This window comes from Oceanicaulis sp. (assembly GCF_051859625.1).
Taxonomy (GTDB): domain Bacteria; phylum Pseudomonadota; class Alphaproteobacteria; order Caulobacterales; family Maricaulaceae; genus Oceanicaulis.
In genome coordinates this window covers 854213-868605 of record NZ_JBHYFH010000001.1, presented here as the reverse complement: position 1 = coordinate 868605, position 14393 = coordinate 854213, and the positions used below count along the sequence as shown (strand labels likewise).

16 protein-coding genes are annotated in these 14393 nt (G+C 64.1%); 14 read left to right on the top strand and 2 right to left on the bottom strand.

Annotation, left to right across the window (positions count from 1 at the left end):
• The first annotated feature begins 4 nt into the window (after nt 1-4).
• The 4 genes from ACTIGF_RS04180 (at nt 5) to ACTIGF_RS04165 (ending at nt 5022) form a co-directional block, all read left to right on the top strand.
• On the top strand, nt 5-970 hold the full coding sequence (locus ACTIGF_RS04180; protein WP_439635672.1) for an ArsR/SmtB family transcription factor: 966 nt from the start codon (nt 5-7) through the stop codon (nt 968-970).
• On the top strand, nt 960-2492 hold the full coding sequence (gene pgi / locus ACTIGF_RS04175; protein ID WP_439635671.1) for a glucose-6-phosphate isomerase: 1533 nt from the start codon (nt 960-962) through the stop codon (nt 2490-2492). The genes ACTIGF_RS04180 and pgi overlap by 11 nt, the downstream gene beginning before the upstream one ends.
• A gap of 70 nt (nt 2493-2562) precedes the next feature.
• The gene (tkt, locus tag ACTIGF_RS04170) at nt 2563-4551 is read left to right on the top strand and encodes a transketolase (RefSeq protein WP_439635670.1); all 1989 of its coding nucleotides are present in this window, start codon (nt 2563-2565) and stop codon (nt 4549-4551) included.
• 213 nt (nt 4552-4764) lie between these two features.
• On the top strand, nt 4765-5022 hold the full coding sequence (locus ACTIGF_RS04165; protein WP_439635669.1) for a YjhX family toxin: 258 nt from the start codon (nt 4765-4767) through the stop codon (nt 5020-5022).
• 29 nt (nt 5023-5051) lie between these two features.
• Here ACTIGF_RS04165 and ACTIGF_RS04160 read toward each other — a convergent pair whose 3' ends face one another.
• Entirely contained in the window at nt 5052-6233 is a 1182-nt protein-coding gene (locus tag ACTIGF_RS04160; RefSeq protein ID WP_439635668.1) for a cupin domain-containing protein, read from the bottom strand.
• A gap of 5 nt (nt 6234-6238) precedes the next feature.
• Nucleotides 6239-6934: a hypothetical protein gene (locus ACTIGF_RS04155; RefSeq protein ID WP_439635667.1), complete on the bottom strand. Its 696-nt coding sequence runs from the start codon at nt 6932-6934 to the stop codon at nt 6239-6241.
• 125 nt (nt 6935-7059) lie between these two features.
• On the opposite strand from ACTIGF_RS04155, the gene ruvC reads away from it, so the two are divergent.
• The 10 genes from ruvC (at nt 7060) to pal (ending at nt 14326) form a co-directional block, all read left to right on the top strand.
• Entirely contained in the window at nt 7060-7557 is a 498-nt protein-coding gene (gene ruvC / locus ACTIGF_RS04150) for a crossover junction endodeoxyribonuclease RuvC (protein WP_439635666.1), read from the top strand.
• On the top strand, nt 7554-8204 hold the full coding sequence (gene ruvA / locus ACTIGF_RS04145; protein WP_439635665.1) for a Holliday junction branch migration protein RuvA: 651 nt from the start codon (nt 7554-7556) through the stop codon (nt 8202-8204). Before ruvC ends, ruvA begins: the two co-directional genes overlap by 4 nt.
• Nucleotides 8201-9232: a Holliday junction branch migration DNA helicase RuvB gene (ruvB, locus tag ACTIGF_RS04140; protein WP_439635664.1), complete on the top strand. Its 1032-nt coding sequence runs from the start codon at nt 8201-8203 to the stop codon at nt 9230-9232. The genes ruvA and ruvB overlap by 4 nt, the downstream gene beginning before the upstream one ends.
• Before the next feature lie 39 nt (nt 9233-9271).
• A complete protein-coding gene (locus ACTIGF_RS04135) occupies nt 9272-9760 on the top strand; it encodes a hypothetical protein (protein ID WP_439635663.1) in 489 nt (162 codons plus the stop codon).
• 5 nt (nt 9761-9765) lie between these two features.
• On the top strand, nt 9766-10209 hold the full coding sequence (gene ybgC / locus ACTIGF_RS04130) for a tol-pal system-associated acyl-CoA thioesterase (RefSeq protein WP_439635662.1): 444 nt from the start codon (nt 9766-9768) through the stop codon (nt 10207-10209).
• Between the two features lie 167 nt (nt 10210-10376).
• Nucleotides 10377-11030, top strand: coding sequence for a MotA/TolQ/ExbB proton channel family protein (locus ACTIGF_RS04125; protein ID WP_439635661.1), 654 nt, complete (start codon nt 10377-10379; stop codon nt 11028-11030).
• A 3-nt stretch (nt 11031-11033) separates the two neighbouring features.
• On the top strand, nt 11034-11465 hold the full coding sequence (locus ACTIGF_RS04120) for an ExbD/TolR family protein (protein WP_022700401.1): 432 nt from the start codon (nt 11034-11036) through the stop codon (nt 11463-11465).
• Nucleotides 11466-11477: 12 nt separating this feature from the next.
• Nucleotides 11478-12299 (top strand): hypothetical protein, encoded by an 822-nt coding sequence (locus ACTIGF_RS04115; protein WP_439635660.1) that lies wholly within the window; start codon nt 11478-11480, stop codon nt 12297-12299.
• Between the two features lie 29 nt (nt 12300-12328).
• A complete protein-coding gene (gene tolB, locus ACTIGF_RS04110) occupies nt 12329-13675 on the top strand; it encodes a Tol-Pal system beta propeller repeat protein TolB (protein ID WP_439635659.1) in 1347 nt (448 codons plus the stop codon).
• 135 nt (nt 13676-13810) lie between these two features.
• Nucleotides 13811-14326, top strand: a complete 516-nt coding sequence (gene pal / locus ACTIGF_RS04105; RefSeq protein ID WP_375548242.1) for a peptidoglycan-associated lipoprotein Pal — start codon at nt 13811-13813, stop codon at nt 14324-14326.
• The last annotated feature ends 67 nt before the right edge of the window (nt 14327-14393 follow it).

The following is a 14393-nucleotide window of genomic DNA, read 5'->3' as shown; positions in this document are numbered from 1 at the left end:
GACCATGCAATCTGATCTGTTGGCGAAGCTCAAGGCTCTTGCGGAGCCGACACGCCTGCGGATTGTGTCTTTGCTGGCGCAGGGCGAACTCACCGTCAGCGAGATCATGCAGGTGCTGGGGCAAAGCCAGCCGCGTATTTCGCGCCATCTCAAACTTCTGGCCGACGCCGGTCTGTGCGAACGCTTTCCCGAGGGCGGCTGGGTGTTTTACCGCCTGATGCGCACCGGGCCGGTGAGCCGTCTCGCCGCGCTGGTGGAGGAATTCACCGAAGCCAATGAGCCTCAGGTCCATCGTGATCGTCAGCGCCTGCAAGAGCTCAAGCGTCTGCGCGCCGAAGAGGCCGCGAAATATTTCGAAGCCGCCGCTCAGGAATGGTCTCAGATTCGCTCCTTGCACTTTTCCGACGCCGAGGTGGAAGCCGCGATGCTGGATCTGGCCAAGGATCGCCGCTTCAAACAGCATGTGGATGTCGGCACCGGGACGGGCCGTATTCTCGAGCTGTTCATCGATCAGGCCGATGAGGGCATGGGCGTCGATCTGAGCCGTGAGATGCTCCATGTGGCGCGCGCCAAGCTGACCGAAGCGGGCTTGTCCTCGCGCTTCGTGCGTCAGGCCGATGCATCAGCCCTGCCGCTGGATGAAGGCGCGGCCGATCTCGTCTCGCTTCATCAGGTGCTGCATTACCTGCCGGACCCGCAAGCGGCGCTATCTGAGTGCGCGCGCGTGCTGGCGCCCGGCGGCTTGCTGCTGGTGGTGGACTTCGCCGAGCATCATCATGAGACCCTGCGCATCCAGCACCACCATCGCTGGCTGGGCTTCCCGCCCGCGCAGGTCACAGCCTGGCTGCAGACCAGCGGGCTGACCCTGAAATCCTTGCGCACCCTTGAGCCAGAAGGCATTGAAGGCGGGCTGACGGTGCTGATCTGGGCGGCCGAGCGTCCGGTCGAAGGGGATGAGGATGACGTCTGAGACGGGGATGAAGGCGATCGCTTCGGCGCAGGCCAGCGTTGATATGGCGAGCCTTCTGTCAGACGAGGCGCGGTCAGACGCGCTGCAGTTCGAAGCAGCGGGACTTTATCTCGATTTGCGCCGACAAAAGCTGACCCTGCCGACCTGGCGGGCGCTGGTCGAGCGGGCTGACATTTTAGGCGTCGACGAACGGCTGGCGGCCCTGTTCGCGGGCGAGATCGTGAACGGCACGGAACAACGCCCGGCCCTGCATCCCGCCTGCCGTAATCCTGCGCTGTTGGGCGAGTCGGACGCCGCCGCGGCGATGATCGCCACCCGTAAGAAGACGCGCGCTTTCGCCGACCTCATGGGGCGGCCCGATGCGCTGGACGGTCATCCGGTGCGGCGCGTGGTCAATATCGGCATTGGCGGCTCTGATCTGGGACCGCGCTTTGTCTATGACGCGCTTGGCGCGTTCCGCCGCGACGGCGTCGAGACGCATTTCGTCTCCAATCTCGATCCGGCCGATCTTGATGACGCGCTGGAAGGCGCTGATCCTGAGACCACGCTGATCCTTGTGATCTCCAAATCCTTCACCACCCAGGAAACCTTGATGAATGCGCGCGCGGCGCGCGCCTGGATCCTCGAGCATCTGGGAGAGGCGGGTGTCAGCGCCCGCTTCGCCGCCGCCACCGCCTGTCCTGACAAGGCCAAGGCGTTTGGTCTGGACGAGGCGCGTATCTTCGCCTTTCTCGACGGAGTTGGCGGGCGCTATTCGCTGTGGTCTGCAGCCGGTCTGGCGCTGGAGACGGGTCTGGGCTCTGACGTGTTTGATCGCCTGCTCAAAGGCGCGCAAGCGATGGACGAGCATGTCGCGACAACGCCGCTCGCGCGCAACATGCCCGTGGCGAAAGCGCTGGTCGACGTGTTCAATCGGGCGGGTCTGGGGCTGCCGTCGCGCTGTGTGGCCGCCTATTCCTCCCGCCTCGAGCGGCTGCCGAGCTATCTGCAGCAGCTGGAAATGGAAAGCCTGGGCAAATCCGTGAACGCCGAAGGGCAGCCTTTGTCTGAGGGCCATAGCGGACCCCTGGTCTGGGGCGGACGCGGATCAGACCTGCAGCATTCAGTGTTTCAATGGCTGCATCAGGGGCTGGATGAGGCTCCGGTCGATTTCATCGCCATCGCCGACCATGGCCGGAAAGACGAGCGCGTGCGGGCGTTAAACGCCAATCTCGCCGCACAGGGCGCGGCCCTGACCCATGGCCGCACGGGCGAGGGCGAGCTGGCGAGGCACAAGGCGATCCGGGGCGGGCGCGCGAGCGCCACATTCGTGATGGATCGGCTGAGCCCTGAAACCCTGGGCGCGCTGATCGCATTGCATGAGCACAAAGTCTTTGTGGAAGCCGTGATTTACGGCCTCAACCCGTTTGACCAATGGGGCGTCGAGCTGGGCAAAAGCCTTGCCCGCTCCATTCTTTCCGGCGACATGGCCGGGTTTGACGGCCCGGCGCGTGAGCTGACGCACCGATTGGGCCTTGATTGATGATGCTCAGGGCTGTGTAAACACTTTGCCGATACGCCCTTCGCACCCGCACACGATAAAGGCCAGCGATATGACCCAGCCCGCTCTTGATCCGGCCCGGATCCAGCCCCTCGCCAATGCGGTTCGCGCCCTGTCCATGGACGCTGTTGAAGCCGCCAAGTCCGGCCACCCCGGCATGCCCATGGGCATGGCGGACGCCGCGACCGTGCTGTGGACCCGGCACATCAAGTTTGACCCCAAGGACACCCAGTGGGCGGACCGGGACCGGTTCGTGCTGTCGGCGGGTCATGGCTCCATGCTGCTCTATTCGATCCTGCACCTGATCGGGGTTGAAGAGATGACGATGGAAGAGCTCAAAAACTTCCGTCAGCTGGGCTCCAAAACCGCCGGCCACCCTGAATTCGGTCATGCGCCGGGCATCGAGACCACCACCGGCCCGCTGGGCCAGGGCCTGGCGACGGCTGTGGGCATGGCGCTGGGCGAGCGCATGATGAACGCGCATTACGGCGATGATCTGGTGGATCACCGCACCTGGGTGATCGCCTCTGACGGCGACCTTCAGGAAGGCGTCAGCCAGGAAGCGATCTCCATCGCTGGCCATCTCAAGCTCAACAAGCTGGTGGTGCTGTGGGACGACAATTCCATCCAGATCGACGGCGACACCGCGCTGTCTGACACGGTCGACCATCGCAAGCGTTTTGAGAGCGCAGGCTGGATGACGCTGGAAGTGGACGGGCATGACGCGGCGGCTGTCGACAAGGCGCTCAACGACGCCAAGATGTCTGACAAGCCGGTGCTGATCGCGTGCAAGACCACGATCGGCTTTGGCGCCCCAACCAAGGCGGGCACCGCCGGCAGCCATGGCGCGCCGCTGGGCGCCGAGGAGATCAAGGGCGCCCGCGAAGCCCTGGGCTGGAGCCATGAGCCCTTCGTGATCCCTGACGAGATTTATGACGGCTGGCGCTTTGTCTCCGAGCTGGGCGCGCAGACGCGCGAGGCCTGGGACGCGCGCCTGACCGCGTCGGACAAGGCCGAGGCCTTCAAGGCGCAAATGTCGGCTGAACCGCCGAGAGCTGCGCTGGACGCGCTGGACGCGCACATCCAAAAAACGCTCAACGACAAGCCGGCGCTGGCGACCCGCGCCTCCTCGGGCAAGGCGATTGAAGCCTTCTGGCAGGCCTTCCCCGGCCTTATCGGCGGCTCGGCGGACCTGACGGGCTCCAACAACACTCATGCGCCGGGCATGGCCTCGATCACGCCGGACGATTTTTCAGGCTCCTATGTCCACTATGGCGTGCGCGAGTTTGGCATGGCGGCGGCCATGAACGGCATGGCGCTGCATGGCGGTTTGCGGCCCTATTCGGGCACCTTCCTGGTGTTCTCTGACTATTGCCGCGGCGCCATCCGCCTGTCTGCGCTGATGAACCAGCCGGTGATCTATGTCTTCACTCACGACTCCATCGGTCTTGGCGAAGACGGCCCGACCCACCAGCCGGTCGAGCATCTGACCGCCCTGCGGTCCATGCCCAATGTGGCGGTGTACCGTCCCGGCGATGCGGTGGAAGCGGCTGAAGCGTGGAAATGCGCGCTCGAACGCACCGACGGCCCGACGGTGCTGGTGCTGTCGCGTCAGAAAGTCCCGCATGTGCGTCAGGACGATGGGTCCAAGAACCTGTCAGGCAAGGGCGCCTATGTGATCCGCGAAGCCGAGGGCGACGCCCAGATCACCCTGATCGGCACCGGCACCGAGCTGAGCCTGGCGATCGAGGCGCAGGCCACACTCAAGGACAAGGGCGTTCACGCGCGCGTCGTCTCTGCGCCGTCGCTTGAGACTTTCCTGAAGCAGGATGCAGGCTATCGCGCCTCTGTGGTCGATCCGAAACTGCCTGTCGTGGCGGTTGAAGCGGCCTTGCGCTGGGGTTGGGACGGCTTGATCGGCCTGGAAGGCGGCTTTGTGGGCATGGAGGGCTTTGGCGCCTCGGCGCCGGCGGACGCGCTCTATCAGCATTTCGGCGTCACCGCCGACGCCGTGGTCGAGCAGGCGCTCAAGCGCGTCTAGCGTCGTCCCTGTGTCCTTCAGGTCATAGGCGGTCTGGGTCAATTCTGATATCCAGACCGCTTATGCGTAATACTTTGTCTGAGACCCGATAGGGCCTCCCCTCGCGGTTTGCGGGGGAGAGGCGGCCTTCAAGAGCCCGTTCGCTGCATGTCGGCGAGCGCCGTTTTCTTGTGTCTGCAGTCCGGCTGCGGACCCTCGGGACCGACAAATCCAATGGATATCTCAAAAGACGAACAGCGCGTGCTGCACGCGCTGGCCAAGGGCGGCTGCATTACGGCCGTCAAAACCTCATCAGGCCGCATTGTGGATGTGGAGCTGATCACGCGCGAAGGCTGGAGAATGCCCGGCGTGACGCCGCGCCTGTTCAGAAAGCTCAAGGCCAAACGCGCCCTCGCCTCCCGCAAGGGCGGACCCTATCGGGTCACGCGCCGCGGTTTGGAGCTGGTGCGCGCGCAGTTGGACAATCGCTAGGGCGTTGTGAGGGGAGACGGCGGGGCGGGTCAAACCCGCGCCGCCGCCCCGTACGCGATCAGGCGTTCCATCACATCGCGGGCCTTGGCGTCGTCCATGGCGCTGAAATCAGACAGGCTGATCGCTTCGCCTGAGAGCAGGCGCTCAAGCCCGGCCTCGGCCTCCACATCAAACGTCAGCGCGCCGCCGGGGGCGACCAGGGCGAGGTGATCGCCATCCTCGGTCAGCTCCAGCGCGATCAGCGGCCGGCGTTTGATCCGCGTATCCTCCGTAAGCGCTCCGAAGGTCAGCGCGCCGCGCGTGTCCGCCGGGCGCGAGGTGATGGCGGTGTCAGTGAACAGACTGATCACCGCATCAAGATCAGCATTTTCACCCACATCGCGCAGCGCGCTTCTGAACGCCTCGTCAAAATGATCGCGGCTGACCGCGCCCCTGGCGTAGCCCGGCGGCAGGGCGCGGCGCAGGGCGGGCGTGCGCAGGGCGGCTTCGGACACCGCTTCCAGCAGGAAGTCCGCCCAGGTTTTCACCAGTAAGCCCGTGGTGATGTGAAGCGAGGCCTGATCATCGCCCTCATTGACCGCGTCATGCATCAGCCCGCGCGGCACATACAGGACATCGCCCGGCTCCAGCACCAGCTCTTCGCGGGGCTCGGTCTGGGCGAAGCGACCCGGTGTGAAGCGCTCGCCGCGATAGGGCACGCCCACCGGGGCGTCATACAGCCGCCAGCGCTTGGCGCCCTCCACCTGCAGCACCAGAACGTCATGATTGTCGTAATGGGTCTGAAACCCCTGCGCGTTGGGCGGGGTGAGGTAGATATTGGTCTGGACCGGGCAGGAAAAATCCGCTTCCAGCTGGCGGCACAAATCCGCCAGCGGCTGATGGCGCGCTTGCAGCTGAGGCAGGATCAGCGTCGCGCCTTGCTGATAGAGCCGGGCGACCTCGCCGCGATCCACCAGGCCGTCCTCACGCAACCAGGCGCCGTCAGCCAGGCGCGGCTCGGCGCGCGCCATGGACAGATCCCCCTCGCGAAACAGGCCCTCGGCCAGCATGGCGTCAATCGCCTCAAGGCTGATCAGGGATGAAAAACGGTCTGGAGCGGATCCAGGCGCATGGAGCGCCTGGGCCTCGAACACCGTCGCGAAAAAGTTTTCAGCCGCATGCGGCGCGATCAACTCGGCCAGCACGCCCGCCGTTTCATGAGATAAGGTCATGTCGCTTAGCAGCGCCGGCCCTGATTGGCGGGATCGGCATACGGTCCGCTATCAGAATCCGAACACTGACGACCGCCGCGCTGGCCGCCTCTATGACCGCCGCGCCCCTGACCGACCGGATCCGCGTAAGAACCCTGGTCATTGTCCGTGTAGCCGCCGCGTTGACCGCCTCGGCCTTGGCCTGCCGGGTCCGCATAGGATCCCTGGTCATTGTCGGTATAGCCGCCGTTTTGTCCGCCGCGTCCTTGTCCGGGCGGATCGGCATAGGGGCCTTGATCGTTATCGGTGTAACCGCCGCGCTGGCCGCCGCGCCCCTGTCCGGGCGGGTCCGCGTACGGGCCCTGGTCAGCATCGGTGTAACCGCCTTGCTGACCGCCTCGTCCCTGACCGGGCGGATCAGCGTAGGGGCCTTGGTCTGCATCGGTGTAACCGGACTGGCCGCGGCAATTGCGTCCTTGGTTGGCGGGGTCTGCATAATTGCCCTGATCCGCGTCCGTGCAATTGCGCCCGCCGCCATACCGGCCATTCCGGCCGTATCCCATAGCGTCTGCGTAAGGACCGGAATCCGCATCCGTTTGACCGGTGTAACCCTGACCGCTCGCGGTTGCGCAGCCGGTCAGACCCGCCGCGCCGATCGCTGTGACGCCACCGGCGACTTGCGTCAGAAAAGAGCGCCGTGAGACCTTGCGTTTCTTGCTCATTTTCGTCTCCCCCATAGACTAAAACCTTACACGCATTATGGGTTGGAGAAAACTGAACGCGACCTGAACGGATGAACGTGCACGCAATGGTCGCCTTTTGTTCTGGGCGCCTTATGGTGTGAGCGATGAGCGCTTCGATTCGCATATTGGGCATTGATCCGGGGCTGAACGCCACGGGCTGGGGGGTGATCGACCAGACGGGCTCACGCCTGTCTCTGGTGGAGTATGGCGTCATCAAAGCGCCGCCCAAGGCCCCGATGGCGGAGCGTCTGACCGTGATCTACAACGCCATCGAAGTTCTGGTTGAGCAGTTCAAGCCGCATGAGGCCGCGGTGGAGGATCAGTTCGTTCACGCCAGCGCCGTCAGCGCGCTCAAGCTCGGACAGGCGCGGGCTGCGGCCATGCTGGCGCCGGCGCGCGCCGGGTTGGTGGTGGGCGAATACGCGCCGAAGCTCGTGAAGAAATCGGTGGTGGGCACCGGCTCCGCCGAGAAGGCGCAAGTGGCGGCGATGATCGCGATTTTACTGCCCGGCTCAAAGGCGGATGCGGACGCGGCGGATGCGCTGGCGGTCGCGGTCTGCCACGCTCACCACAGGACAAATTTGAAAGGACTGGCGTCGTGATTGGAAAGCTGAAAGGCGTCGTGGACTGTGTCGGCGAGGAAGAAGCCGTCATTGACGTCAATGGCGTCGGATATCTGGTCAGCGCCGGATTGCGCACCCTCGCCCGGCTGGAGCCGGGACAGCCCGTGTCGCTTCATATCGAGACCCATGTGCGTGAGGATCAGTTCAAACTCTTTGGTTTCTTGAGCGATTCAGAGCGCGCCTGGTTTGTCCGTTTGCAATCGGTGCAGGGCGTGGGCGCGAAGCATGCCCTCGCCATGCTCGACGCGATTGATGTGGGCGAGATTGAAAGCTCGGCGATCCTGGGCGATCCCATGCCGTTTGAACGCGCCAAGGGCGTCGGCAAAAAGCTCGCCCAACGCATCGCCACGGAACTGAAAGACAAGGCGCCGCCGCTTGGACGCGCGCTGGGCGCCGGCGCGGCCGGGCTCGCCGCCGCTCTGGCGCCTGCGGGCGCCGATGCGCCAGCCGCCACGTCGTCTCGCACGGACAATGTCATGCGTGAAAGCGCCGTCTCCGCGCTGGTCAATCTGGGCTATGCGGAAAGTGATGCGCGCAAGGCCGCCGCGGAAGCCTTGCGTCAGCTCGGCGATGATGCGACCGAAGGGTTGGTGATCAAATCGGCCCTGAAGGAGCTGGCGCGTTGAGCGAGCCGGAAGAGCGCATCATCTCTGCAGACGCCAATCCTGGTGATGGCCGGGACAAGGCCTTGCGCCCGCTCTCGTTTGAGGACTTCGTCGGTCAGCCCGCCGCCATCGCCAATCTGAAAGTCTTCACCCAGGCCGCAGGACGGCGCGGCGAAGCGCTGGACCATGTCCTGTTGTCCGGCCCGCCGGGCCTGGGCAAGACCACTTTGGCGCAGATCGTGGCGAAAGAGCTGGGCGTGAACTTTCGCGCCACCTCAGGCCCCGTCATCGCCAAGGCGGGCGATCTGGCGGCGATCCTGACCAATCTTGAAGAACGCGACGTCCTGTTCATCGACGAAATCCACCGGCTGTTGCCCGCCGTCGAGGAGATCCTCTATCCGGCGATGGAGGATTTCTGCCTGGATCTGGTGATCGGAGAGGGGCCGAGCGCGCGCACCGTGCGCATCGATCTGCCGCCTTTCACCCTGGTGGGCGCCACCACGCGCGCCGGCCTTCTGGCGACGCCGCTGCGCGACCGCTTCGGCGTGCCGGTGCGGCTTGAGTTTTATTCGGTTGATGAGCTGTCGGGCATCGTCGCCCGCGCCGCCCGCAAGCTGGGCGCGCCCATGAGCGAGGATGGCGCGATCGAGATCGCCAAGCGCGCCCGCGGCACGCCCCGCGTCGCTGGACGACTCTTGCGCCGGGTGCGTGATTTCGCCGAGGAAGACGGCGCGCCGCAGATCGACGCCAAGGTCGCCGACGGCGCCTTGCGGCGGCTGGAAGTGGATGCGGTCGGGCTCGACAGTCTCGATAGGCGGTATCTGCGGGTTCTGATCGAAGGCTTTGGCGGAGGGCCTGCGGGCGTTGAAACGCTGGCGGCGGCCTGCGCGGAGGCGCGCGATGCGCTCGAAGACGTGGTCGAACCCTTCCTGATCCAGCAAGGCTTCATCATGCGCACCCCGCGCGGCCGGGTGGCCGCCAAGCGCGCCTATGAGCATCTGGGCTTCACCATGCCGCAACACTTGAATGATGATCTGTTTGGAAACTAGTTTTGCTTATCAAGGCCGGAATAGGCGAGGGGTGACAATATGATACTCAAGACAGCATCAGCCTTGATCGTTAGCCTTGCGGCGACTGGCGCCGCCATGGCGCAATCCCAGGATCTATCTGCTTGCGATGAGAGCGCCTACACGCCGCCTTTCAGTACGGTGGTGATCTCGGTCATCTGCTTTGTGCCTGCAGCGGGAGGCCCTAATCCGTCGCCGAGGGTGGGGCGGATGACTTTCTTTCCAGACCCCTCTCAACCCGGCAGCGGCGCTATCCAGACTTCGCTCCCTTCTCACGCTGATTGCAACTCGAGTGGCGAGTTTCACACCGGGTCTTGGCAGGTCATGCCCGGCTCGTGTGACGTGAGCATCGAGTTCACTCATTCCATCAATAGCGACTATTTCCTCAGCTCCGGCCTCTATGGCGCGCTGGGGTTCTCGATCTTCTCTGTCGGCGCAAGTGATGGAACCGGCCCTTGGAGAAATGTCTTTGATTTTAACAACGTCACTCATATCCAGTCGTTTGAATAGCCACCATGAGCCAACCCCATGCCGGCGTCTGGCTGGATGACAAGACGCACCATTTGCCTGTCCGGGTCTATTACGAGGACACCGATTTCACCGGTGTCGTCTATTACGCCAACTATCTCAAATTCCTTGAGCGCGGGCGGACCGACGCCTTGCGCTGCGCGGGCGTCAGCCATGCCGAGATTCTGAAACTTGATCCGCCTCTGGGCTTCGCCGTGCGCAAGATCAATCTCGACTATCTCAAGCCCGCGCGCATCGATGACGCCCTGACCATCGAAACCCGGTTTGTCGCCGCCAAAGGCGCGCGTCTCATCATCAGCCAGCGCGTGATGTGCGCCGCCGAAGTGCTGGTCACCGCCGATCTGGAAGCCGCCTGCATCGATCTGGAGGGGCGGCCGCGGCGCTTGCCCAAGACGATGCTGGCTCAGCTCCAACGCTACGTAACCGGCTAAAAACCTCCCTCAATTCGCCGCAATCTGCGTCTTTTCTCAGCCTGTCACACTGTCGAGGCCGAGTACGGCTTGGCGTGACGCGTGCGTGCGGTTACACCTGCAGCCCGAGGGCGTTTCATTATGACGCATCCGCTTCGCCGGATGCGCGAGGGTCTAGCGGAGTTTCCATGGAAAGCGTTGCAGTTGAGCTGACGGGTCCGGCCACTGAACTGACCATCATGCATTTGTTCATGCGCGCCGACATCGTGGTGAAAGCGGTGATGGCGGTCCTGGCGTTCATGTCGATCTGGTCCTGGGCCATCGCCATCGAGAAATGGCTGCAACTCAACAACGCCCATGCCGGCGCGTCACGCTTTGAAAACGATTTCTGGTCTGGCGGGTCGCTGGACGAGTTGGTCGCGAAATACGCCAAGCCCGCCAAGGAGCCGTTCGGCCGGGTGCTCGCTGCGTCCATGCGCGACTGGGACGGGTATGCGGTCGCCAAAAGCGGCGGCGCAGAAGCCAATCGCGAACTGAGCAAGATGGAAAGCGGGTTGGGCGTTCTGGCCATTATCGGCTCGGCGGCGCCCTTTATCGGCCTGTTCGGCACGGTGTGGGGCATCATGAACGCCTTCCGCTCGATCGCCGCGTCCGAGAACACCTCGCTGGCCGTCGTGGCGCCGGGCATTTCCGAAGCCCTGTTCGCCACCGCTTTGGGGCTTCTGGCCGCCATCCCGGCCGTGATCTTCTTTAACGCCCTGTCGTCAAACCTCTCCAAATACGCCTCCCGCCTTGAAGGTCTCGTGGATGATCTGGCGGCGCTGGCGAGCCGGGGGAGCTGATTGATGGCTGGCGGTCTCGACACCGGCGGCGGCAATGGACGTCGCCGCTTCAAGCCCAACGCCGAAATCAACGTCACGCCCTTTGTGGACGTGATGCTGGTGCTGCTCATCGTGTTCATGATCTCCGCCCCGCTTCTGACCGTGGGGGTCGAGGTGGATCTGCCAGATACCGAAGCGCGCGCCATGACCACGTCGGAAGAGCCCTTGACCCTGACCATCCAGTCAGACGGCACGCTCTATCTGATGGAGACCGAAGTGGCGTTTGACGAGCTGGCGCCGCGGCTCCAGGCGATCACGGGAGCCGGGTCTGAAGCGCGCATCTATATCCGCGCCGATGACGGCGCGCCCTATGGCGACGTCATGCGTGTGATGGCCCGGGTGTCAGCGTCGGGCTACACCAATATCGGCCTCGTCACTGAACCGATCCGCGAATAGGGAGGCCGGGCCATGCGTCAGGCCCTGGGGCTCATCGTATCCCTCTTCGTTCATGCGGGACTGGTCGCGAGCGCGCTGATCGCGTTTCCGCAATCACGCCGCCTGACCGAAGAGCTGATGGTTGTTCCGGTGGAGCTGGTGACTTTGGCGCGTGAGACCAATGTGCGCGCGGCGCGTCCTGAACCCGAGCCCGAGATCGAGCCTGAAACGCCGGCGCCTCAACCCGCGCCGGAGCCTGAGCCTGCGCCGCCTGAAGCCGAGCCGGAAATCATTCCGCCTGCGCCCCAGGACGAGCCTGAGCCGGAGCCGGAACCGGAACCCGAACCAACCCCGCCAGAACCCGAACCTGAGCCAGAACCCGAACCCGAGCCGACGCCGCGTCCGCGCGAACCTGAGCCGCAGCAGCCGTCTCTGGACCTGGGCGCATTGTCTCAGCTGGTGGACCGGTCGCGTGAGAACGCCGCGCCGCAAGGCCAGGCTGAGGCGGGCGAGACCCGCAATCAGGCGGGGCCGGGCACGGCGATGACCGCCAGCCTGTCGGCGATGGCGGCGTCTCACATGAACCGCTGCATTCGTTCCAACGCAGATGCGCCGGCCAATATGGATCTGCGGATCTCCATGGAGATCCGGCTTGAGCGCAATGGCCGCCTGTCGGTTCCGCCGCGCCTGATCGACGAAGCGCGTATCATGAATTCGCCCAATTCTTTCCTGAGAGTGGCGGGTGAACGGGCCTTGCGCGGCGCGATCGAATGCCAACCCTATCCTCTACCTCCCGAACACTACGCCCAATGGCGCGTGCTTCGGGTCAATGTCGACACGCAACGCAATCGCTGACCCCAGTCGTTCGAACCCGGGAGCTTCCCATGACCGCCCTGCGCCAATTCTTCGCCTCGATCTTCGCGCTGATCGTGATGGCCGCATCGGCTTTTGGACAAACACCCCTGGTGGTGGATGTGACCGAAGGCACGCTCGACCCGACCCCGATCGCCATTCCGGATTTTCTGGGCGCGGACAATCGCGAGGGTGAGATCGGCGCCGACATCTCCCGCGTGATCACGAACAATCTTCAGACGTCTGGGCTGTTCGCCCCGGTTGATCCCGAAGCGTTCATTGAAGACATCACCGACATCAATCTGCGTCCCCGCTTTGGCGACTGGCGGGTGATCAATGCCTCGGCCTTGCTGGTGGGCGAGGTCAGCATTGACGAGAACGACCGCATGCTGGTCGCGTTCCGGCTGTGGGACGCCAACACCGAGCAGCAGATGCAGGGGCTGCAGTTCGTGACGTCGCCGGACAACTGGCGCCGGATCGCGCACAAGGTCTCCGACGCCGTCTATCAGCGCATGACCGGCGAAAGCGGCTATTTCGACACCCGCATCGTTTATGTGTCAGAGGGCTATGGCCCCAATGACGAGCCGATTCGACGCCTGGCGGTGATGGATCAGGATGGCGCGAACCCGTCCTTCCTGACGGACCGGTCCTATATGGCGCTGCTGCCGAACTATTCGCCGAGCGCCCAGCAGATCACCTATGTGTCGTTCCGCGACGGCCGGGCGACGAGCTATCTCTATGATCTTGAGACCGGACGTCAGGAAGCGCTGTTTGACACAGGCCCCTCGCTCGCCAGCGAAGGCCAGTCCCTGTCCGCCCGGTTCCATCCCGAGGGCCGTGCGCTTGTGGTCTCCGCCGAGCGCCATAGCGGGCACGACCTGTTCCGCTTTGATCTGCGCTCGCGCACCCTGCGCCAGCTGACCACGCATCCGGCCGATGATGTGGAGCCGTCCTATGCGCCGGATGGCGAGCGGATCGTGTTTTCATCCTCGCGCGGCGGACAGTCTCAACTCTACGTGATGAACGCAGACGGGACCGACCCGCAGCGCATCACCTTCGGCGAAGGCCGCTATACGACTCCGGTCTGGAGCCCGCGCGGCGATCTGATCGCTTTCACCAAACAGCGCAATGGCCAGTTCATGCTGGGTGTTGTGGCTGCGGACGGCTCGGGCGAGGAGCGTATTTTGTATGAAGGCTACTTCGTGGATACGCCCGCCTGGTCGCCCAATGGCCGCGTCTTGTTGTTCACACGAGGCGACAGGACACGCGAGGGAACAACGTACTCGATCTGGAGCACTGACCTTGCGGGTTTCAACCTGCGCCGCCTGCCGACGCAAGGCCAAGCGAGCGACCCGGCCTGGTCGCCCTTGATTGACTGAGCTTTGCTCGGCTAAGGTCTTAACCGAGGTGCGCGTTTTGGGGTTTTTTGGGGTGTGAAGCGCGCCAATTCTGATAGCATCCACACCGATTTGCCTATGCGGATCGCCATAGGCTTGGAGAGGGACGACACCAATATGAAACGCCTGTCAATTCTTGCCGCCCTGGCGCTCAGCGCCACGCTGGCCGCCTGTGCTTCCCAGCCGGAGCCGGTGGCTCCGATGCCTGAGCCTGAACCGCAGCCGGTCTATGAGCCTGCGCCTGAGCCGGCTGGTCCGACCCCGGGTTCGGTTGAAGACTTTGAAGTGAATGCGGGCGACCGCGTTTTCTTCGCTCTGGATCAGAGCACGCTGTCCAGCGAAGCGCGTGCGACCCTGCGACGTCAGGCCGCCTGGCTGTCGTCCTATCCGGGCGCCCGCATTCTGGTCGCCGGCAATTGCGACGAACGCGGCACGCGTGAGTACAACCTGGCCCTGGGCGCACGCCGCGCCAATGCGGCCCGTGACTTCCTGGTGAGCCAGGGCGTCGACCCGTCGCGCATCTCCACCGTGTCCTACGGTAAAGAGCGCCCGGTCTGCCGCCAGTCCAACGAAAGCTGCTGGGCGACCAACCGGAACGCCATGACCATGATCCAGTCGGGCGCCGTGTCGTAAGACCGGACCTGAAAAGGATTGATTGAAACGCCCGCAAGGTTCATCCTTGCGGGCGTTTCTGCTTGAG

What these genes read in the sequence shown, in the direction of transcription:
- pal (WP_375548242.1), top strand. Translation starts at nt 13,811, where the DNA reads ATGAAACGCCTGTCAATTCTTGCCGCCCTGGCGCTCAGCGCCACGCTG.
- ruvC (WP_439635666.1), top strand. Translation starts at nt 7,060, where the DNA reads ATGAGCGCTTCGATTCGCATATTGGGCATTGATCCGGGGCTGAACGCC.
- ACTIGF_RS04155 (WP_439635667.1), bottom strand. Translation starts at nt 6,934, where the DNA reads ATGAGCAAGAAACGCAAGGTCTCACGGCGCTCTTTTCTGACGCAAGTC.
- ACTIGF_RS04135 (WP_439635663.1), top strand. Translation starts at nt 9,272, where the DNA reads ATGATACTCAAGACAGCATCAGCCTTGATCGTTAGCCTTGCGGCGACT.
- tolB (WP_439635659.1), top strand. Translation starts at nt 12,329, where the DNA reads ATGACCGCCCTGCGCCAATTCTTCGCCTCGATCTTCGCGCTGATCGTG.
- ACTIGF_RS04120 (WP_022700401.1), top strand. Translation starts at nt 11,034, where the DNA reads ATGGCTGGCGGTCTCGACACCGGCGGCGGCAATGGACGTCGCCGCTTC.
- tkt (WP_439635670.1), top strand. Translation starts at nt 2,563, where the DNA reads ATGACCCAGCCCGCTCTTGATCCGGCCCGGATCCAGCCCCTCGCCAAT.
- pgi (WP_439635671.1), top strand. Translation starts at nt 960, where the DNA reads ATGACGTCTGAGACGGGGATGAAGGCGATCGCTTCGGCGCAGGCCAGC.
- ACTIGF_RS04180 (WP_439635672.1), top strand. Translation starts at nt 5, where the DNA reads ATGCAATCTGATCTGTTGGCGAAGCTCAAGGCTCTTGCGGAGCCGACA.
- ACTIGF_RS04165 (WP_439635669.1), top strand. Translation starts at nt 4,765, where the DNA reads ATGGATATCTCAAAAGACGAACAGCGCGTGCTGCACGCGCTGGCCAAG.
- ACTIGF_RS04115 (WP_439635660.1), top strand. Translation starts at nt 11,478, where the DNA reads ATGCGTCAGGCCCTGGGGCTCATCGTATCCCTCTTCGTTCATGCGGGA.
- ybgC (WP_439635662.1), top strand. Translation starts at nt 9,766, where the DNA reads ATGAGCCAACCCCATGCCGGCGTCTGGCTGGATGACAAGACGCACCAT.
- ACTIGF_RS04125 (WP_439635661.1), top strand. Translation starts at nt 10,377, where the DNA reads ATGGAAAGCGTTGCAGTTGAGCTGACGGGTCCGGCCACTGAACTGACC.
- ACTIGF_RS04160 (WP_439635668.1), bottom strand. Translation starts at nt 6,233, where the DNA reads ATGACCTTATCTCATGAAACGGCGGGCGTGCTGGCCGAGTTGATCGCG.